This is a genomic window from Pectobacterium fontis (genome assembly GCF_000803215.1).
Classification (GTDB): Bacteria; Pseudomonadota; Gammaproteobacteria; order Enterobacterales; family Enterobacteriaceae; genus Pectobacterium; species Pectobacterium fontis.
This window is the reverse complement of the sequence record NZ_JSXC01000047.1, coordinates 39,682-59,375: the sequence shown is the minus strand read 5'-3', so window position 1 is coordinate 59,375 and position 19,694 is coordinate 39,682. Positions and strand designations below refer to the sequence as shown.

Below are 19,694 nucleotides of genomic sequence, written 5' to 3'. Positions count from 1 at the left end.
TCGATAAAAAAAGCCAGCGCATCGCGCTGGCTTACTCAACCCATAACAGTTTAAGGAACAGGCTTATTCGTCATCTTCAGCGATATCATCATCGCCATCAATGTCATCGATAACATCGTCGTCTTCGGCGATTTCGCCTTCAACATTGACCACGCCATCCAGCTCTTCATCTTCTACCGGTTCGGCAACACGTTGCAGGCCGACAACATTTTCGTCTTCCGCCGTACGAATCAGCGTGACACCCTGCGTGTTACGGCCAACGATGCTGACTTCAGACACGCGAGTACGCACCAGCGTTCCGGCGTCGGTGATCATCATGATCTGGTCTGCGGCATCAACCTGAACCGCGCCAACCACTTTACCGTTACGCTCGCTGACCTTGATAGAGATCACCCCTTTCGTCGCACGCGACTTGGTCGGGTATTCGCTCACGGCAGTACGTTTACCAAAGCCGTTTTGCGTAACGGTCAGGATATCCCCCTCACCGCGAGGAATGATCAGTGACACCACGCGATCTTCGCCTTGCAGATTGATACCCCGGACGCCCGTTGCCGTACGACCCATGGAACGTACCGCCTGTTCGGAGAAGCGAACCACTTTACCTTCTGCGGAGAACAGCATCACTTCATTGCTACCGTCGGTCAGATCAACGCCAATCAGCTCGTCACCGTCGTTCAGGTTAACTGCGATGATCCCTGCACTACGTGGGCGGCTGAATTCCGTCAGCGCCGTTTTCTTCACCGTACCGCTGGCGGTTGCCATAAAGATGTGGCGACCTTCTTCGTATTCACGTACCGGCAGAATCGCCGTGATACGCTCATCCGCTTCAAGCGGCAGCAGGTTGACGATAGGACGACCACGGGCACCACGGCTGGCTTCCGGCAGTTGGTACACCTTCATCCAGTACAGACGACCACGGCTGGAGAAGCACAGAATCGTGTCGTGGGTGTTCGCCACCAGCAGACGATCGATAAAATCTTCTTCTTTTATACGTGCAGCAGACTTCCCTTTGCCCCCACGGCGCTGGGCTTCGTAATCGCTCAGTGGCTGATACTTCACATAGCCCTGGTGAGACAGGGTGACGACAACATCTTCCTGATTGATCAGATCTTCGATGTTGATATCCGCGGTATTCGCGGTGATCTCGGTACGACGCTCGTCGCTGTACTGCGTTTTGATCGCTTCCAGCTCTTCGCGGATCACTTCCATCAGGCGCTCAGGGCTATTGAGGATATAAAGCAGCTCGGCGATTTCTGCCAGCAGCGCTTTATATTCATCCAGCAGCTTCTCGTGTTCCATCCCGGTCAGTTTCTGCAAACGCAGATCCAGGATGGCTTGCGCCTGCGGTTCTGTCAGGTAGTAGCGACCGTCACGGATGCCGAACTCTGGCTCCAGCCACTCAGGGCGCGCCGCATCATCGCCCGCACGTTCCAGCATGGCAGCCACGCTGCCCAGTTCCCAGGCTTGTGCGATCAACGAGGCTTTGGCCTCAGCCGGTGATGGCGCGCGGCGAATCAGTTCGATAATCGGATCGATGTTCGCCAGCGCAATCGCCAAACCTTCCAGAATATGGGCACGGTCGCGGGCTTTACGCAGTTCAAAAATGGTACGACGCGTCACCACTTCACGACGATGGCGCACAAACGCAACCAGAATGTCCTTTAGCGGCATAATCTTCGGCTGGCCCTGATGCAGGGCAACCATGTTGATGCCGAATGAGGTCTGAAGCTGCGTCTGGGAATACAGGTTATTCAGAACCACTTCACCCACAGCGTCACGCTTAATCTCGATAACGATACGCATCCCGTCTTTATCGGATTCGTCACGCAGTGCGCTAATACCTTCGATACGCTTATCTTTCACCAGCTCGGCAATTTTCTCAATCAGGCGCGCTTTGTTCACCTGATAAGGAATTTCATGCACGATAATGGTTTCACGTCCGGTTTTCGCGTCGGCTTCCACTTCAGCACGCGCACGGATGTAAATTTTGCCGCGCCCGGTACGATAGGCTTCTTCAATGCCACGGCGGCCATTGATGATCGCCGCTGTCGGGAAGTCCGGGCCTTTGATGTGTTCCATCAACCCTTCCAGGCTGATGTTTTCATCGTCGATATACGCCAGACAGCCGTTCACGACTTCCGTCAGGTTGTGCGGTGGAATGTTCGTGGCCATCCCAACGGCGATACCGGAGGAACCGTTAACCAGCAGGTTGGGAATACGCGTTGGCATGACGTCAGGGATCTGCTCGGTGCCGTCATAGTTCGGCACAAAATCAACCGTCTCTTTTTCGAGATCGGCCAGCAGTTCATGAGCAATTTTCGCCATGCGAATTTCGGTATAACGCATCGCCGCCGCGGAGTCGCCGTCAATCGAACCGAAGTTGCCCTGACCATCAACCAGCATGTAGCGCAGTGAGAAAGGCTGCGCCATACGCACGATGGTTTCATAAACGGCAGAGTCGCCGTGCGGGTGGTATTTACCGATGACATCCCCGACGACACGGGCGGATTTTTTATACGGTTTGTTCCAGTCGTTACCCAGTACGTTCATCGCGTACAGTACGCGGCGGTGTACCGGTTTCAGTCCATCACGAACATCCGGTAATGCACGCCCGACAATAACGGACATCGCATAATCCAGATACGAGCTTTTCAGCTCTTCTTCAATGTTGACCGGTGTGATTTCTCTGGCAAGGTCGCTCATGGAGCCGCTATCCCTCTATTTAGGCATCTACCCGTGTTCAGAAAAGTGAACCGTTCAGTAAGGTGAGCGGTTCAAAAGGTGAAAAATTATATCACAAACCGCCGTTTCGGGGGAAACTCCCTTCCGCCCTTCACTGACGGTTTTCCCAATAGGCGTTTATCCCACAGAGAAAAGCGACACCGCTGCACGTTGCGACACGAACGGAGTATACTCGCGGCAGTAGAAAATAACGAAAGGCCGTGATGACAGATGAATGTAGAGAATCAAACTCCGAACGTTGACCATCAGGAAATTGCCAAATTTGAGGCTATCGCCTCACGCTGGTGGGATTTAGAAGGCGAATTCAAACCATTGCACCGCATTAACCCGCTGCGTCTGGGCTATATCTCGCAACACGCAGAAGGCCTGTTCGGCAAGAAAGTGCTGGATGTCGGCTGCGGCGGCGGCATTTTAGCGGAGAGCATGGCGCGTGAAGGGGCAGACGTCACCGGGCTGGATATGGGTGCCGAGCCGTTGCAGGTTGCGCGCTTGCATGCGCTGGAAAGCGGTGTCACCGTCAATTACGTGCAGGAAACGGTAGAAGCGCACGCCCTGGCGCATCCGGGCCTCTACGATGTTGTCACCTGCATGGAAATGCTGGAGCACGTTCCCGATCCGCAGTCCGTGGTACAGGCCTGCGCTAAATTGGTTAAACCCGGCGGGCATGTCTTTTTCTCCACCATTAATCGCAACGCCAAAGCGTGGATGATGGCCGTTATCGGTGCCGAGTACGTGCTAAAAATGGTGCCGCGCGGTACGCATGATATCAAGAAATTCATCCGTCCTGCGGAACTGATGCGCTGGGTTGATGACACCGCGCTGCGTGAAAGGCATATCACCGGATTGCACTATAATCCGCTGACAGACCACTTTAAGCTGGGTCCGAATGTGGATGTGAATTACATGCTGCATACTCGCCACGAAAAATAGCACAAAATTGAGAATACTCTTAAAAGCGGCGCGGCTTTTTTGCCGCGCGCCTTTCTCCTCCTGATGCCAAAACCATCAAAGTCTTCCGGTTTTCTTTTTCTTATCAAATATTGACATCGCTACAGGCCTTATCAGGTGAGCTTTTTAACAAAATCGCATTTCTCAAACCTTTAATTCACGAAAAATCAACTCTTGTTCTTCAAAGAATCCACACTACAATACTCACCATGTAGTATCCCGTTATCAAAAAATATCTATATCTAGTATTTATCCACAGAGTTAGTCACAGGCGTTTTTCTGTGAATAAACGGGGGATATTTTCGTTTTCACCAACAGGTAAATCCCAACATGAACCAGAGCTTGCTCGTTACCAAACGCGATGGCAGTAAAGAAAAAATTAATTTGGATAAAATCCACCGCGTCATTACCTGGGCCGCAGAAGGTTTACACAATGTCTCCGTTTCTCAGGTCGAACTGCGTTCACACATTCAGTTTTATGACAGCATCAAAACCTCTGATATCCATGAAACCATCATTAAGGCAGCAGCCGATCTGATCTCTCGTGAAAGCCCGGATTACCAATATCTGGCCGCACGTCTGGCTATCTTCCATCTGCGCAAAAAAGCCTACGGCCAGTTTGAGCCGCCAACCCTGCTGACCCACGTCACCAAGATGGTGGAACTGGGCAAGTACGACAAGCACTTACTGGAAGACTATAGCGCTGAAGAATTCGTTCAGATGGACGCTTTCATCGATCACTGGCGTGACATGAATTTCTCCTATGCAGCCGTTAAACAGTTGGAAGGGAAATATCTGGTACAAAACCGCGTCACCGGTGATATCTACGAAAGCGCCCAGTTCCTGTACATTCTGGTCGCCGCCTGCCTGTTCTCCGGCTACCCGCGTGAAACACGTCTGGACTACGTTAAACGTTTTTATGACGCGATCTCCACGTTCAAAATTTCTCTGCCGACGCCGATCATGGCGGGTGTACGTACCCCAACGCGTCAGTTCAGTTCTTGCGTGCTGATCGAATGTGGCGACAGCCTGGACTCCATCAACGCGACCTCCAGCGCGATTGTGAAATACGTCTCTCAGCGTGCAGGGATCGGCATTAACGCTGGTCGCATCCGTGCGCTCGGTAGCCCAATTCGCGGCGGTGAAGCATTCCATACCGGCTGTATTCCGTTCTATAAACATTTCCAGACGGCGGTGAAATCCTGCTCGCAGGGCGGCGTACGCGGCGGTGCTGCCACGCTGTTCTACCCGCTGTGGCATCTGGAAGTGGAAAGCTTGCTGGTGCTGAAAAACAACCGTGGTGTAGAAGGCAACCGCGTTCGTCATCTCGACTATGGCGTGCAGTTGAACAAACTGATGTATCAGCGTCTGGTAAAAGGTGAAGAGATCACACTGTTCAGCCCGTCTGACGTGCCGGGACTGTACGACGCGTTCTTCGCCGATCAGGATGAGTTCGAACGCCTGTATGTACAGTATGAGCAGGATGACAGCATCCGTAAGCAGCGTATTAAAGCCGTTGAGTTGTTCTCTCTGATGATGCAGGAGCGGGCTTCCACTGGCCGTATCTATATTCAGAACGTTGACCACTGCAACACTCACAGCCCGTTCGATCCGCACATTGCTCCGGTTCGCCAATCCAACCTGTGTCTGGAAATCGCGCTGCCGACCAAGCCGCTGAACGACGTGAATGATGAAAACGGTGAGATCGCGCTGTGCACGCTGTCAGCGTTCAACCTCGGCGCGATCGATAGCTTAGACGATCTGGAAGAGCTGGCGACGCTGGCCGTACGTGCGCTGGATGCCCTGCTGGACTATCAGGATTATCCGATTACCGCGGCAGAGCGTGGGGCGATGGGCCGCCGCACGCTGGGTATTGGCGTGATCAACTTCGCATACTATCTGGCGAAAAACGGCGTGCGTTACTCCGATGGCAGCGCCAATGGCCTGACACACAAAACGTTTGAAGCCATTCAGTACTATCTGTTGAAGGCATCGAATATGCTGGCACGCGAGCAAGGTGCTTGCCCGTGGTTCAATGAAACCACCTATTCGCAAGGCCTTCTGCCGATCGATACCTACAAGCGCGATCTGGATGCGATTTGCAACGAGCCGCTGCATCTCGACTGGGAAGCACTGCGTAACGACATCAAAGAGTACGGCCTGCGTAACTCCACGCTGTCTGCGCTGATGCCGTCAGAAACCTCCTCTCAGATCTCTAATGCCACTAATGGCATTGAACCGCCGCGCGGCCACATCAGTGTCAAAGCGTCCAAAGACGGTATTCTGCGTCAAGTGGTGCCGGAGTACGAAACGCTGAAAGACGCTTACGAACTGCTGTGGGAAATGCCGAACAACGATGGCTACCTGCAACTGGTGGGTCTGATGCAAAAATTTGTCGATCAGGCGATTTCTTCTAACACCAACTACGATCCGGCGCGTTTCCCATCTGGCAAAGTACCGATGAAACAGTTGCTGAAAGATCTGGTCACGGCCTATAAATTCGGCGTGAAAACGCTGTATTACCAAAACACCCGTGACGGTGCAGAAGACGCGCAGGACGACCTGCTGGCAGAGCCGCAGGATGACGGCTGCGAAGGCGGCGCATGTAAGATTTAAGCCAATAATAATGAAAGGCTGCAATGCAGCCTTTCATCCTTTTACTGCGGGCGTCCCTGCCCACTCCCTACGGGGCTGCCGCAATCGGCATTAAAAAATGCTCACGGCATTTTTTGGAGAGATTTCATGGCCTATACCACCTTTTCACAAAATAAAAACGACCAATTGCTCGAACCCATGTTTTTCGGTCAGTCCGTTAACGTTGCCCGTTTCGATCAGCAAAAATATGAAATTTTCGAAAAGCTGATCGAAAAGCAACTGTCCTTCTTCTGGCGCCCGGAAGAAGTGGACGTATCCCGCGATCGCATCGACTATCAGGCATTGCCGGATCATGAAAAGCATATTTTTATCAGCAACCTGAAATACCAGACCCTGCTGGATTCCATTCAGGGCCGTAGCCCGAACGTGGCGTTGCTGCCGCTGATTTCGATCCCTGAGTTGGAAACCTGGGTAGAAACCTGGGCGTTTTCAGAAACCATTCACTCACGCTCGTACACCCACATTATTCGTAATATTGTGAACGATCCGTCGCTGGTGTTCGACGATATCGTAACGAATGACGAAATCCTGAAGCGCGCCAAGGATATTTCCGGCTATTACGATTCACTGATTGAGATGACCAGCTACTATCATCTGCTGGGTGAAGGAACGCATCAGGTTAACGGCAAGACCGTAACCGTGAACCTGCATACGCTAAAAAAGCAGCTATATCTGTGCCTGATGAGCGTGAACGCGCTGGAAGCTATTCGCTTCTACGTTAGCTTTGCCTGCTCGTTTGCTTTTGCGGAACGTGAACTGATGGAAGGCAATGCCAAAATCATCAAGCTGATCGCCCGTGATGAAGCGCTGCACCTGACTGGCACACAGCACATGCTGAATTTGATGCGTTCCGGCCATGACGACCCGGAAATGGCGCAGATTGCCGAAGAGTGTCAGCAGGAGTGCTATGACCTGTTCGTACTCGCGGCTCAGCAAGAAAAAGAGTGGGCAGAATACCTGTTCCGCGACGGCTCAATGATTGGCCTGAACAAAGATATTCTGTGCCAATACGTGGAATACATCACCAATATCCGTATGCAGGCGGTTGGGCTGCCGCTGCCGTTCCAGACACGCACCAACCCCATTCCGTGGATCAATGCCTGGCTGGTATCCGATAACGTGCAGGTTGCGCCGCAGGAAGTCGAAGTCAGCTCCTATCTGGTCGGCCAGATCGATTCAGAAATCAGCGACGACGATCTGAGCGATTTCCAACTGTAACCGATGAGCCATCCAACGATTACGCTGCGCACATCCGGTGCGCAGTTTTCCTGCTCAGACGACGGCCCCTCCCTGCTGGATGTGCTGGAATCCCATCGCGTCAGCATTGAATACCAGTGCCGATCCGGCTATTGCGGCTCTTGTCGGCTACGTCTGGTAAAAGGCAGAGTCGCATATCGCCAAACCCCGCTGGCCTGCATCCAACAGGATGAGATCCTGCCCTGCTGCTGTATGCCGCAGGGAGATATCGAACTCGATATTTAGCGCCCGCCGCGTCACAGGGACATTCTCCCTTCTGCGCTTACTGGCGGGCGCATTTCCTGCCTGACTTCCTTCCCAAGTGGGTTACACTATGCGTTGAAACTGTCTTCGCCCTATTTAAAACAACCTGGAGGTTTTAGAATATGCTCACCGTCATTCCTATTTTGATCTTTGTTGCGCTCATCGTCGTCTGGTCAGGCATCAAAATCGTACCCCAGGGATACCAATGGACTGTGGAACGGTTTGGGCGCTATACCAAAACGCTGATGCCAGGACTCAATCTGGTCGTGCCGTTTATGGATCGCGTTGGTCGTAAAATCAACATGATGGAACAGGTCTTAGATATCCCCTCTCAGGAAATTATCTCACGCGATAACGCCAATGTGGCCATTGATGCCGTGTGTTTTATTCAGGTGATCGATCCCGCGCGAGCCGCCTATGAAGTGAGCAATCTGGAACAGGCTATCGTCAACCTCACCATGACCAACTTCCGTACGGTACTGGGATCGATGGAGCTGGACGAAATGCTGTCCCAGCGTGATAGCATCAACACGCGCCTGCTGCACATTGTTGATGAGGCCACTAACCCATGGGGGGTAAAAATCACCCGCATCGAGATACGCGATGTGCGCCCGCCCGCTGAACTGATTGCCGCCATGAACGCGCAGATGAAGGCTGAGCGTAACAAGCGTGCCGATATTCTGGAGGCTGAAGGGGTGCGTCAGGCGGCGATACTGAAAGCCGAAGGCGAAAAACAGTCGCAAATTCTCAAAGCTGAAGGCCAGCGCCAATCCGCGTTCCTGGAAGCAGAAGCGCGTGAACGTGCGGCAGAAGCGGAAGCCCAGGCGACCAAAATGGTGTCCGAAGCCATTGCGGCGGGTAACATTCAGGCAATTAACTATTTTGTCGCGCAAAAATACACCGATGCCTTACAGCAGATCGGCTCCTCTAATAACAGCAAAGTGATCATGATGCCGTTGGAAGCCAGCAATCTGATGGGAGCGATTGGCGGTATCACTGAACTCATCAAGGACAGCACAAATAATCGGAGTCAATAATGGACATTGGACTGGTGATGGAAAATGCGCACTGGTTCTGGCTGTCGCTCGGCGGTCTGCTGTTAGCCGCCGAAATGCTGGGTGCCAGTGGTTATCTACTCTGGAGTGGCGTTTCTGCCCTATTCGTCGGGCTGCTGGTCTGGGCTATGCCGTTCTCATGGCAGTGGCAAGGAACTGCATTTGCTGTGCTGACCATGACTATCGCGCTGCTCTGGTGGTACTGGTTACGCAAGAGAACGTTGGCACAACCACAGAGTTCACTAAACCAACGCGGGCAACAGCTCGTCGGCTTACGAGCAACATTGAGTGAACCTATCGTCGATGGGCTTGGACGCGTTCGTATCGGCGACGGAACCTGGCGTGTCAAATCAGCACAGGATTTAGCCGCTGGTACGCACATTGAAGTGTTCGCTGTTGAAGGTATCACGTTGCATGTACGTCAGGTGACGACCTGATCGGATTTTGCTCTGTCATTCGGGGGAGGATTTTCCCCCTGAATGACAACATCCCGCCAGATTATTGATGATTGGACACTCCGCTCCGCCGTCCCCTGGACACTGTTCCGCTAACATCAGTAAGCGCTCACGCATCGCCTTCAACTCTTCGATATGTTCCTCGATTTCCTGCACTTTTTGCATAGTCCGAGATTTAACATCCGCACTCCGCCGCAGCGGATCGTTAAATAGCGTCACCAGTTCCCGGCATTCATCCAGATTAAAACCGACCTGACGTGCCTGACGCAGCAGCGTTAGTTCTTCAACGTGGTGCTCATCGTAACTGCGGTAACCGTTTTCAGAACGCAGCGGTGTAGTCAGCAGCTCTTTTTCTTCATAGAAGCGAATGGTTTTACTGGTCAACCCGGTTTTTTTTGCCACATCACTAATATTCATGATTTCCCCCTTGACCCTCCCCTTGCTAGAAGGTTTACCTTACCCAATAACTAGTAGAAATCAGATAGCCGGTCAACGTCTTTTGCCTCCGGCTGTGATCACGGGAGAAAATTATCATGTCACCAACCCTCGTATTGTCATTGCAGGGATTAACCTGCGGGCACTGTGTGCAACGCGTTAAAAAAGCGCTGGACGCGCTGCCAGCAGTCGAAAAAACCCACGTTACGCAGCATTATGCCAGCGTCAGCGGCGATGTTGATTCCCAGACATTGATCGACACGATCGAGCAAGCTGGCTACGACGCACAGCTTGCCACCGCGCCGGATGTCTCTCTTCAGCTTTCCGGCCTAAGCTGCAACCACTGTGTTATGGCGACGCGTAAAGTACTGGAAGCTATTCCCGACGTTGTGGCGACAGATGTCACTACCGAGCAGGCGACGGTGTATGGCAACGTTGAAGCTGCGGTACTGATTCACGCTATTGAAGAAGCGGGCTATCACGCCAGCGTGCAGGAGAACGTTCACCCAAAAACTGAGCCGCTGGCACAGGTAGCGACGACGCCGGAAACGCTGCCAGCGGCCGAGAAAATTCTTCCGGCAACCATCAATGATGACGACAGCGTGCAGCTTCTGCTTCAGGGCATGAGCTGCGCCAGTTGCGTCAACCGCGTACAGACGGCGCTGCAAAACGTCGACGGCGTCACGCAGGCGCGTGTGAACCTTGCAGAGCGCAGTGCGTTAGTCAGCGGTCACGTCGCACCGGAAGCACTCATTGCCGCCGTTGAACAAGCCGGGTATGGCGCGGAAATTATTCAGGACGAAGAAGCGCGCCGCGCCCGCCAACAGTATACCGCTCAGCAGGCTATCCGCCGTTTTCAATGGCAGGCCACGCTGGGTTTACTGCTGGGTATCCCGCTGATGCTATGGGGCGTGCTGGGCGGCAGCATGAGCCTGACGCCGGAAAACCAAATACCGTGGTTAGCGATCGGTATTTTAACGCTGACGGTGATGATCTTAGCAGGTGGTCATTTTTATCGTAACGCCTGGCGCAGCCTGAAAAACGGTGCCGCGACCATGGATACGCTGGTCGCACTGGGAACGGGCGCTGCCTGGCTGTATTCAATTACCGTTAACCTGTGGCCGGACCTTTTCCCGATGGCGGCACGTCATCTTTACTACGAAGCCAGCGCCATGATCATCGGTTTAATCAATCTGGGTCATGCGCTGGAGCAGCGTGCCCGCCAGCGATCCTCTCGTGCGTTAGAACGGCTACTGGATTTGACACCGCCCACCGCCCGCGTCGTCACACCGGAAGGCGAGAAATCCATTCCGCTGTCCGAGGTGCAGTCCGGCATGACACTGCGCCTGACTACCGGCGATCGTATTCCTGTCGACGGTGAGATTTTGCAAGGTGAGGTATGGGTGGATGAAGCCATGCTGACCGGGGAAGCGATCCCACAAGCTAAAACATCTGGCGATACAGTTCACGCAGGCACGCTGGTTTCCGACGGCAGCGTCCTCTTTCGGGCAGATGCCATCGGCAACCAAACCACCCTGTCACGTATTATCCGGCTGGTACGGCAGGCACAAAGCAGTAAGCCTGCTATCGGGCAGTTAGCGGATCGTATTTCTGCCGTGTTTGTTCCCGTCGTGGTGGCTATCGCCCTGCTTAGCGGCGCGATCTGGTTTTTTGTCGGGCCACAGCCACAGATGGTCTATACGCTCATTATCGTCACTACCGTTCTGATCATTGCCTGCCCTTGTGCGCTGGGGCTGGCAACGCCGATGTCGATTATTTCCGGTGTTGGACGTGCCGCAGAATTTGGCGTGCTGGTACGGGATGCCGATGCCCTACAGCAGGCCAGCACGCTGGATGTGCTGGTGTTTGACAAAACCGGTACGCTAACCGAAGGACAGCCGCGCGTCGTAGCGATTCACACATTCAGTGAGGTGACGGAAGCACAGGCGCTGATCTGGGCAGCTTCGCTGGAACAGGGCGCTAATCACCCGCTGGCAAAAGCGATTCTTGCATGCGCAGAGGCAGAGAATATTACGCTAACGCCAATCGAGCAGTTTCGCACGCTGCGCGGCCTCGGCGTCAGTGGCACGATGGGCGACGCCAATCTGTTGCTGGGAAATCCTGCGCTGCTCCAGCAGCATCAGGTGGATATCAGCGCAGGGGAAATGCTGATCAACGAACAGGCTCAGTGCGGTGTCACACCAGTACTGCTTGCGGCGAATGGTCGCATCATCGCGGTGTTCTCTATCCACGATCCGCTTCGAGCAGATAGCGTCAGCGCCTTACAGCGCTTACATCGGCAGGGCTATCAGCTTGTGATGCTAACGGGGGATAACCCACTCACCGCGAAGAGCATCGCGAAAGAAGCGGGCATCGATCAGATGATCGCTGGAGTGCTACCCGATGGCAAAGCGGAAGCCATCAAAAAGCTACAGGCTCAGGGCAAACGCGTGGCAATGATTGGCGATGGCATCAACGATGCCCCCGCACTGGCGCAGGCTGATGTTGGGATTGCAATGGGCGGCGGCAGCGATATCGCGATTGAAACCGCCGCTATCACACTGATGCGCCACAGCCTGCATGGTGTCGCTGATGCGCTGGCACTCTCCACTGCCACGCTGCGTAATATGAAGCAGAACCTGCTGGGCGCGTTTATCTATAACTCGCTGGGGATCCCGATTGCCGCGGGCATACTCTATCCGCTCACCGGAACGCTGCTCAGCCCGGTGGTAGCCGGTGCTGCCATGGCGCTCTCTTCCATCACGGTCGTCAGCAACGCCAATCGCCTGCTGCGTTTTACGCCTAAAAGCTAGTGACATCAGTGCGTCATTTTCGTCGGAAGATGACGCACGCTTTCTTTCTCATACTTTTCTTACCGCGTCAGGAAGGCTGTCCCAGCGGTATACCTTGTATTATTGCGTATCTAGCGTTTAGCATAGTTATTCCCACATCAGGAGACGGAATCAATGGGGCAAATGCTGCGCAGAATCGCGACTTTTCTTGGCTTTATTTCGCCGCTGGCTCATGCCTACCCGGCGATAGACGTTCAGCTTGCCAACGAACGTAATTTGCATCTGGTTGGCAGTATTCATATGGGCAGTCAGGATATGGCACCATTGCCCGATACGCTGCTGCAACAGCTACGACAAGCAACCGCCCTCATCGTCGAGGCTGATATCTCTGATTCTCATTCCCCCTTTGGTCATCGTGAGGCCGAGCCGCCGCTGGTACAACGCCTCAGCCCCGAAAACTACCACCAGTTACAAAAAATCTGCGCATCGCTTTCTTTCGATGAGAGTCATATCAATACGTTACCGGGCTGGCAGGTCGCGCTGATGCTGCAAGCCCGGCAGGCACAATTGCTGGGCTTACGTCCCGACTACGGCATCGATTATCAGTTGATTAATGCCGCAAAATCTCAGGGTATTCAGGTCATCGAACTGGAAGGGCAGCAGACGCAGGTTGATCTGTTACAGCAACTCCCCCAGGGCGGCCTGCTGCTACTGGAGGATACGATTAAGCACTGGCACACCAATGCTCGTCTACTGCAAACCATGGTGGGCTGGTGGCTAGACAGCAGGCCCGGTCAATATAAGCCGGACATCCCTGCCACATTCAGCAATGAAATGACCGACCTGCTAATGGGTCAGCGCAACCGTCATTGGCAACAGCAGCTTCAGGCATTACCGCCGGGAAACTACGTTGTGGCCGTCGGCGCACTTCATCTGTATGGCGATGAAAATTTACCGACGCTGCTTAAAAACGGTCATGCAGTCACCCCGTAAAAGAACACATGATGACGCGCAATCGCGTCTGCAAGAAGAGAACCCACTACTGGGTTAAGGATAGTGAAATCATGACACCCGCAGTCAATCTGCTCGAAAAGAATAAGGTCGCCTTTACGCTTCACAGCTACCACCACGACAGCGATGAAACCCACTTTGGTGAGGAAGCGGCCAGAAAGCTGGGGCTGAATAAAGACCAGGTCTATAAAACGCTCCTCGTTTCCCTGAATGGCGAGGCGAAAAATCTCGCTGTGGCCGTCACACCGGTCGCGGGGATGCTGGATCTCAAGAAAGTCGCTCGCGCGCTGTCGGCTAAAAAAGCCGATATGGCCGATCCGGCTATCGCTCAGCGTGTTACGGGTTATCTGGTGGGGGGCATTAGCCCGCTAGGACAAAAAAAACTACTGCCGACGGTGATTGATGAACCGGCACGTCAGTTCAGTACGATTTTCATTTCCGGTGGTAAACGTGGGTTGGACATCGAACTGTCCCCTGAAGATCTGGCGCGACTGCTGCGTGCCACCTTTGCCGACATCGCCAAACATGATTAATGCCCGTGATTAAACGGGCATTATTGCTGGACGATGTGCATCAAAGCGAAGCAGATAGCAGAGGACTCCACGGCCAGTGTGTCCCCTGCTACCGCTTCATAATCGATTACTGATCGACTTTCGCCCCTTTATCCAACTGCATGGTTGGGCCTTCTTTGACATTCAGCGTCAGACCTTTGGTTTGCAGCTCTGCATTCCTTACGCGAATACCTTTATCCGCATCAATGCGCACGTTAGCAAAGTGGAAACCACTGAGCGGGGCTTCCGGCACGCCGATAATGTACGCTGCGGCCTTGGTCTTACCAGTCGACTCCAGATTCTCAATGGTCACATTGCTGAAATGTGGCGTCTTATATTGATCAAACGGCTGCGCGGGATCGGTATCCGGTGGGTAAATCTGCTCACCCATCGTGAAGCCGCCTTCGGCCAGCATCTTGTCTACCTCAGCCTGCACAATTGGCGCCGCTTTGTAGTAGCCAGCAAAGACCAGCGGGATTTCGACATCCACCATTTTGGTATTGCGATAGGTGATGTTTTTCACTTCACCGCCTTTACCACGCAGGGTCTTAATACGGATACCATACATGGAGCCTTCGAACTGGTTATTTTCAACCAGCACATTATTCACGCCGCCGGAGGTTTCGCTGCCGATGGAGATACCGCGTCCCTGCTTCAGGATATTGTTGGCGATATAAATGTTATCTACGACGCCATTCGGGAAGCGGCTATCCGGCTTCTCCGCTTTTATCGCGATATGGTCATCATTACAGTCGATATAGTTGTTGGTGATGCGGATGTTCTGGCTGTCAATCGGGTCAATCGCATCCGTGTTAGGCGCATGCCACGGCGACAGAATCCGCGTACCGTTCACATCCACATCGTGCGAGTAACGCATCACAACGTGGAAACTCGGAGAATGGGTTAGCGTGACACCATCCACCAGCACGTTATTAGAGCTTTTGATATAAATCAGGCGTGGACGATCGGTCCCCCCTTTTTTGCCGGTTGCACGAATATTGGCACGCCAGCGCTCCCACCACACGGCACCTTGTCCATCAATCGTACCCTGACCGGTGATAGCCACATTCTGTGCATCAGCAATGCTGATAAAGGGAAGCCAGCCATTTTCCGCTTCGGCATACTTGGTTGCTTCCGTCGCGCGATAGGCGGCCTCTTCCGTCGATGCAACGATGGTCGCATCCTTGGCTAAATCCAGTCTGATATTACTTTTCAGGAACAATGGATCGACCAGGTAGTTACCGCGAGGAACATGTACGGTTCCGCCGCCCGCTGCCGCACAATCATCAATCGCTTTCTGGAAAGCTTGAGTATTCAGTGCGATCTGTAAGCGGTGGCCTTCGGCCCCATATTGCGTTACGTCACAAATTTTATCGGGGAATTTTACTGCGCTGGCCGCTTGTGCGGTGCCAGCCTGAATACCCAATGTGATGCAGGAAGCCATTAATGACAGGGCAAGACCACTACGCATACTTAACCTCACTAAAAAATGAAATATCGTTTTAATAAAATACCACTCCTATTCCATTAAAAACCGAGAGGCGATCACGTTTTAGATGTATTCGTAATAATTACAATAAGGTAGGAATTTTTTCATGCAATTGCACTATTTCCATCCGACGAATCTATAGATACACACTCTGTCTGCTTGTTGATATGCAAACAGAATGAGAGACAGGAAAGAAAGCTGGATCGAAAGATTGGGCTGGCCTGAATGACCAACCCAGATAAGAAAAATAACGTTATGCCGTCAGACGAGCGAACGCGTCACGGATTTCCTGCTCAGGTAAATCCACACCAATAAACACCAGCACGCTCTTTCTTTCTTCATCAGGCTGCCACTCTCTGTCCCAGTCGGCGCTATACAAACGCTGAACGCCCTGAAACAGTAGGCGGCGGTCATCACCGTTAATGGCCAAAATGCCTTTATAACGCAGCAAATTATCGGAGAATTGCAGCAGCAAATTTTCCATCACATCGGAAACAGACTGAAGCTCAACTGCCTTATCGAGATATACGACGATCGACTGCACGTTATTCTGCGCGGGAGCAATAAAGCGAAATACCGGCGTCTTCACGTCCAGCTTGTCGCTAAGGACAAAACCGTCGATGTTGAACAGCACACTCAGATCGATGTCGCCATGCACTACCGGGTAGATTGGTGCACGCGCATTAATACGCTGAAGGCGCGGTAGCAACGCTTCGTCTTCGTTTGCCACATCGGTTTTGGTCAGCAGTATGCGGTCGGCATAGCCAATTTGCGACTGCGCGATGGTGAACTGATCAAGCTGTTGTTGCGCATGTACCGCATCCACCAGCGTGATAATGCCGTCCAGTACAAAGCGTTCGCAAATGACCTCATGAGAGAAAAAGGTTTGCGCCACGGGGCCAGGATCGGCCATACCGGTGCATTCAATGATGACATGATCAAAATCCAGCGTGCCGTTATCCACGCCATCAATTAGATCGAGCAACGCATCGGCCAGCTCATTCGACTGCGTGCAGCAGATGCAACCATTGCTCAACGTCGTAATCTGGCTGGCGCGTTCGCCGATTAACGTATTGTCGATCGGGACTTCGCCAAATTCGTTTTCAATCACGGCGATTTTGTAGCCGTGGTCTGCATTCAGGATATGTCGTAATAAGGTCGTTTTTCCGGCACCAAGAAAGCCGGTCAGAATAGTGACATAAACAGGTTGAGTCACGTCAGAGGATAAAGATTGAGTCATAACAGGTTCCAAGTCGTTAACAGCAGCGCATCCCGCCTTTGCCATCTCCGCCATAACGCGCCTGTTGGCGTTCGCGGAAAAATTCTTCATATGTCATCACAGGTTTATCTGGGTGGTTGGTCTGCATATGCTGCACATAGGTGTCATAGTCTGGCATACCGACCAGCATACGCGCCGCCTGGCCCAAATATTTTCCTGCTTTTCCCAGATTGCCAAACATCATTACCTCCAGACTATCGCCTGCGATAGCGGCGAGATAAAAAATACCCTGTATAACGTTATACATTATACAGGGTATCTGTACCCGTCATCTTTCACGTTCAGCCTTGCTAGCTGTCTCGCAAAATCTGACGGATGTGTGGCTTAGTGACCAGAAGAGACTTTCACGCCACCTTCAGGAACCGGCACATACGGCGTTTCCTGATCGGTACGTTCAGCCACTTTACGCGCAGTCAGTGCCGCTTTGATACCGTAAGCAATAATGCTGTACACCACAATCAGGAACAGAATGCTCAGGCCGGCGTTGGTATAGTTGTTAGTCACGATATGGTTCATGTTCGCAATCTGCTGTGCGCTCAGATCGGCACCGCCTTCTGCAATTTTGCCCTTGAACATGTTGGCCATATAGAAGAAACCTTCCAACTGCGGGTTGTCGCTGAACAGTTTCAGACCCAGTGCCCAGGTCGTACAGATCAGCAGCCAAATTGCCGGCAGCAGCGTAACCCAGATGTACTGTGTACGTTTCATCTTAATCAGGATCACCGTACCCAGAATCAGCGCGACGGCAGCGAGCATCTGGTTAGAGATACCGAACAGCGGCCACAGGCTCTTCACGCCGCCCAGCGGATCAACCACGCCTTGATACAGCAGGTAGCCCCACAGACCGACACAGCCTGCCGTACCAATCATACCGGCGATCAGTGAATCGGTTTTCTTCAGGAACGGGACAAAGTTACCCAGCAAATCCTGCAACATGAAGCGACCCGCACGCGTACCCGCATCCAGTGCCGTCAGAATGAACAGCGCTTCAAACAGAATACCGAAGTGATACCAGAAACCCATATTGGCACCAGGAATGATCTGGTGGAAAACATGTGCGATACCCACAGCCAGCGTTGGTGCGCCACCTGCACGGTTCAGAACGGAAGGTTCGCCGATATCTTTCGCCGTTTGCAGGATCTGCTCAGGAGAAATCACGAAGCCCCAGGAACTGACCGTCGCCGCCGCGTGTGCCGAGACGTCCTGCAACTGTGCCAAAATCATTGGCGCATCTGCCGTACCCAGTCGATGCAGATCCGGCATCGTAATACCCAACGCCGCTGGCGGGGTGTTCATGGCGAAGTACAGACCCGGCTCGATGATCGATGCCGCAACCAGCGCCATCACCGCAACGAAGGATTCCATCAACATCGCGCCATAACCGATAAAACGCGCATCGGTTTCGTTAGCCAGCAGTTTCGGTGTAGTACCGGACGCAATCAGCGCATGGAAACCAGAGACCGCGCCACAGGCGATAGTAATAAACAGGAATGGGAACAGCGTACCTTTCCAGACCGGACCAGTGCCATCGACAAACTGCGTTACCGCTGGCATTTTCAGATCGGGGTTCAGGATCACGATACCAATCGCCAAGCCGACGATGACACCGATTTTCAGGAAAGTGGCCAGATAGTCACGCGGTGCCAGAATCAACCAGACTGGCAACAGGGCAGACACAAAGGCATAGCCAATCAGCGTATAGGTGATGGTCGTATCTTTGAAGGTCAGCGCCGGACCCCAGTACGGGTCGTGTGCCACTACGCCACCGAACCAGATCGCCAGCACCAGCAGCACAATACCGATTACAGAGATTTCACCGACTTTACCCGGACGGATAAAGCGCATGTAGATACCCATAAACAGTGCGATTGGCACCGTAGAACACACGGTAAAGACGCCCCACGGGCTTTCTGCCAGCGCTTTCACCACAATCAACGCCAGTACGGCAAGAATGATGATCATGATAAGGAAGCAGCCGAACAGTGCAATCGTGCCAGGGATCGGTCCCAGTTCTTTCTTAACGATCTCGCCTAACGACGCGCCATTACGGCGGGTTGAGATAAACAGAACCATGAAGTCCTGTACCGCACCCGCCAACACCACGCCCGCCAGCAGCCATAAGGTGCCCGGCAAGTAACCGACCTGCGCGGCCAGCACCGGCCCAACCAGTGGACCAGCCCCAGCGATAGCGGCAAAGTGGTGTCCGAACAGCACGTTACGGTTGGTCGGCACATAGTTAAGACCGTCGTTATTAACAACGGCAGGGGTTGCTCTGGTCGGATCCAGCTTCATGACTTTTTGTGCGATATACAGGCTGTAGTATCGATAGGCCACGAGGTAAACGGCGACAGAAGCAACAATAATCCATAATGCACTGACATGCTCACCGCGACGTAGTGCGACTACGCCGAGGCAAGCAGCCCCGATGATTCCGAGAATCATCCAGGGGATGTGTTTAAGAATGGAATTGCTCTTCATAAGACATCCTTCAATTAAAAATTACAATTGTTTGATTTTGTTAGCTGTGGAAAAAGAAACCCTGGTAGACGTTGTGCGATAACGCGGGTCATCGCGTATTGCAGATAAAAGAACATCATGGCAGACACATTACGCCATCGCGTGCGCGCGAGGTGGGGTATTTGGGTAGGCGGTAGAATAGCGTGCTAAGCGGTCAGAATGGCGCGGTGAGTGGCTGGGATAAATGGCGCCAAGAAAAGGCCGCGAAGTTCGCGGCCAATAGATGTGGAGTAGTGAGAAAATCGTTAACGTCCCACCAGCAATG

At 53.0% G+C, this 19,694-nt stretch carries 15 protein-coding genes; 9 read left to right on the top strand and 6 right to left on the bottom strand.

Annotated elements, in window-relative coordinates; all coding sequences use genetic code 11:
• Nucleotides 1-63: 63 nt before the first annotated feature.
• Nucleotides 64-2,703 (bottom strand): DNA topoisomerase (ATP-hydrolyzing) subunit A, encoded by a 2,640-nt coding sequence (gene gyrA / locus OI69_RS16795; protein WP_039353037.1) that lies wholly within the window; start codon nt 2,701-2,703, stop codon nt 64-66.
• A gap of 249 nt (nt 2,704-2,952) precedes the next feature.
• Between gyrA and ubiG the strand changes: the two genes are divergently transcribed.
• The 6 genes from ubiG (at nt 2,953) to OI69_RS16765 (ending at nt 9,337) form a co-directional block, all read left to right on the top strand.
• Nucleotides 2,953-3,672, top strand: a complete 720-nt coding sequence (gene ubiG, locus OI69_RS16790; protein ID WP_039353034.1) for a bifunctional 2-polyprenyl-6-hydroxyphenol methylase/3-demethylubiquinol 3-O-methyltransferase UbiG — start codon at nt 2,953-2,955, stop codon at nt 3,670-3,672.
• 348 nt (nt 3,673-4,020) lie between these two features.
• Nucleotides 4,021-6,306 (top strand): class 1a ribonucleoside-diphosphate reductase subunit alpha, encoded by a 2,286-nt coding sequence (gene nrdA, locus OI69_RS16785; protein ID WP_039353031.1) that lies wholly within the window; start codon nt 4,021-4,023, stop codon nt 6,304-6,306.
• Nucleotides 6,307-6,432: 126 nt separating this feature from the next.
• Nucleotides 6,433-7,563, top strand: coding sequence for a class Ia ribonucleoside-diphosphate reductase subunit beta (nrdB, locus tag OI69_RS16780; RefSeq protein ID WP_039353027.1), 1,131 nt, complete (start codon nt 6,433-6,435; stop codon nt 7,561-7,563).
• A gap of 3 nt (nt 7,564-7,566) precedes the next feature.
• Nucleotides 7,567-7,827: a class I ribonucleotide reductase maintenance protein YfaE gene (gene yfaE, locus OI69_RS16775; protein ID WP_039353024.1), complete on the top strand. Its 261-nt coding sequence runs from the start codon at nt 7,567-7,569 to the stop codon at nt 7,825-7,827.
• Between the two features lie 140 nt (nt 7,828-7,967).
• Nucleotides 7,968-8,882, top strand: a complete 915-nt coding sequence (locus OI69_RS16770; protein WP_039353021.1) for an SPFH domain-containing protein — start codon at nt 7,968-7,970, stop codon at nt 8,880-8,882.
• The gene (locus OI69_RS16765; RefSeq protein ID WP_039353017.1) at nt 8,882-9,337 is read left to right on the top strand and encodes an NfeD family protein; all 456 of its coding nucleotides are present in this window, start codon (nt 8,882-8,884) and stop codon (nt 9,335-9,337) included. Before OI69_RS16770 ends, OI69_RS16765 begins: the two co-directional genes overlap by 1 nt.
• Before the next feature lie 15 nt (nt 9,338-9,352).
• Here the strand turns inward: OI69_RS16765 and cueR are convergent, their stop codons facing one another.
• Nucleotides 9,353-9,772 (bottom strand): Cu(I)-responsive transcriptional regulator, encoded by a 420-nt coding sequence (gene cueR / locus OI69_RS16760; RefSeq protein ID WP_039353014.1) that lies wholly within the window; start codon nt 9,770-9,772, stop codon nt 9,353-9,355.
• Nucleotides 9,773-9,888: 116 nt separating this feature from the next.
• Here cueR and copA point away from each other — a divergent pair, with 116 nt between their 5' ends.
• From copA to ybaK, 3 genes are all read left to right on the top strand, one after another.
• A complete protein-coding gene (copA, locus tag OI69_RS16755; RefSeq protein ID WP_039353011.1) occupies nt 9,889-12,603 on the top strand; it encodes a copper-exporting P-type ATPase CopA in 2,715 nt (904 codons plus the stop codon).
• Nucleotides 12,604-12,756: 153 nt separating this feature from the next.
• Nucleotides 12,757-13,575 (top strand): TraB/GumN family protein, encoded by an 819-nt coding sequence (locus tag OI69_RS16750; RefSeq protein WP_039353008.1) that lies wholly within the window; start codon nt 12,757-12,759, stop codon nt 13,573-13,575.
• A gap of 71 nt (nt 13,576-13,646) precedes the next feature.
• Nucleotides 13,647-14,126 (top strand): Cys-tRNA(Pro)/Cys-tRNA(Cys) deacylase YbaK, encoded by a 480-nt coding sequence (ybaK, locus tag OI69_RS16745; RefSeq protein ID WP_039353004.1) that lies wholly within the window; start codon nt 13,647-13,649, stop codon nt 14,124-14,126.
• 106 nt (nt 14,127-14,232) lie between these two features.
• On the opposite strand, the gene OI69_RS16740 is transcribed toward ybaK, so the two are convergent.
• From OI69_RS16740 to OI69_RS16725, 4 genes are all read right to left on the bottom strand, one after another.
• A complete protein-coding gene (locus tag OI69_RS16740; protein WP_039353001.1) occupies nt 14,233-15,615 on the bottom strand; it encodes a glycoside hydrolase family 28 protein in 1,383 nt (460 codons plus the stop codon).
• Nucleotides 15,616-15,886: 271 nt separating this feature from the next.
• Nucleotides 15,887-16,873, bottom strand: a complete 987-nt coding sequence (gene yjiA, locus OI69_RS16735) for a GTPase (protein WP_039352998.1) — start codon at nt 16,871-16,873, stop codon at nt 15,887-15,889.
• Nucleotides 16,874-16,889: 16 nt separating this feature from the next.
• Entirely contained in the window at nt 16,890-17,093 is a 204-nt protein-coding gene (locus OI69_RS16730) for a YbdD/YjiX family protein (protein WP_039353071.1), read from the bottom strand.
• 143 nt (nt 17,094-17,236) lie between these two features.
• Nucleotides 17,237-19,390, bottom strand: a complete 2,154-nt coding sequence (locus OI69_RS16725) for a carbon starvation CstA family protein (protein ID WP_039352995.1) — start codon at nt 19,388-19,390, stop codon at nt 17,237-17,239.
• Between the last annotated feature and the right edge of the window lie 304 nt (nt 19,391-19,694).

Bases quoted from the DNA above. Each gene is read 5' to 3' on its own strand.
- gyrA (WP_039353037.1), bottom strand. From the start codon at position 2,703: ATGAGCGACCTTGCCAGAGAAATCACACCGGTCAACATTGAAGAAGAG.
- ubiG (WP_039353034.1), top strand. From the start codon at position 2,953: ATGAATGTAGAGAATCAAACTCCGAACGTTGACCATCAGGAAATTGCC.
- nrdA (WP_039353031.1), top strand. From the start codon at position 4,021: ATGAACCAGAGCTTGCTCGTTACCAAACGCGATGGCAGTAAAGAAAAA.
- nrdB (WP_039353027.1), top strand. From the start codon at position 6,433: ATGGCCTATACCACCTTTTCACAAAATAAAAACGACCAATTGCTCGAA.
- yfaE (WP_039353024.1), top strand. From the start codon at position 7,567: ATGAGCCATCCAACGATTACGCTGCGCACATCCGGTGCGCAGTTTTCC.
- OI69_RS16770 (WP_039353021.1), top strand. From the start codon at position 7,968: ATGCTCACCGTCATTCCTATTTTGATCTTTGTTGCGCTCATCGTCGTC.
- OI69_RS16765 (WP_039353017.1), top strand. From the start codon at position 8,882: ATGGACATTGGACTGGTGATGGAAAATGCGCACTGGTTCTGGCTGTCG.
- cueR (WP_039353014.1), bottom strand. From the start codon at position 9,772: ATGAATATTAGTGATGTGGCAAAAAAAACCGGGTTGACCAGTAAAACC.
- copA (WP_039353011.1), top strand. From the start codon at position 9,889: ATGTCACCAACCCTCGTATTGTCATTGCAGGGATTAACCTGCGGGCAC.
- OI69_RS16750 (WP_039353008.1), top strand. From the start codon at position 12,757: ATGGGGCAAATGCTGCGCAGAATCGCGACTTTTCTTGGCTTTATTTCG.
- ybaK (WP_039353004.1), top strand. From the start codon at position 13,647: ATGACACCCGCAGTCAATCTGCTCGAAAAGAATAAGGTCGCCTTTACG.
- OI69_RS16740 (WP_039353001.1), bottom strand. From the start codon at position 15,615: ATGCGTAGTGGTCTTGCCCTGTCATTAATGGCTTCCTGCATCACATTG.
- yjiA (WP_039352998.1), bottom strand. From the start codon at position 16,873: ATGACTCAATCTTTATCCTCTGACGTGACTCAACCTGTTTATGTCACT.
- OI69_RS16730 (WP_039353071.1), bottom strand. From the start codon at position 17,093: ATGTTTGGCAATCTGGGAAAAGCAGGAAAATATTTGGGCCAGGCGGCG.
- OI69_RS16725 (WP_039352995.1), bottom strand. From the start codon at position 19,390: ATGAAGAGCAATTCCATTCTTAAACACATCCCCTGGATGATTCTCGGA.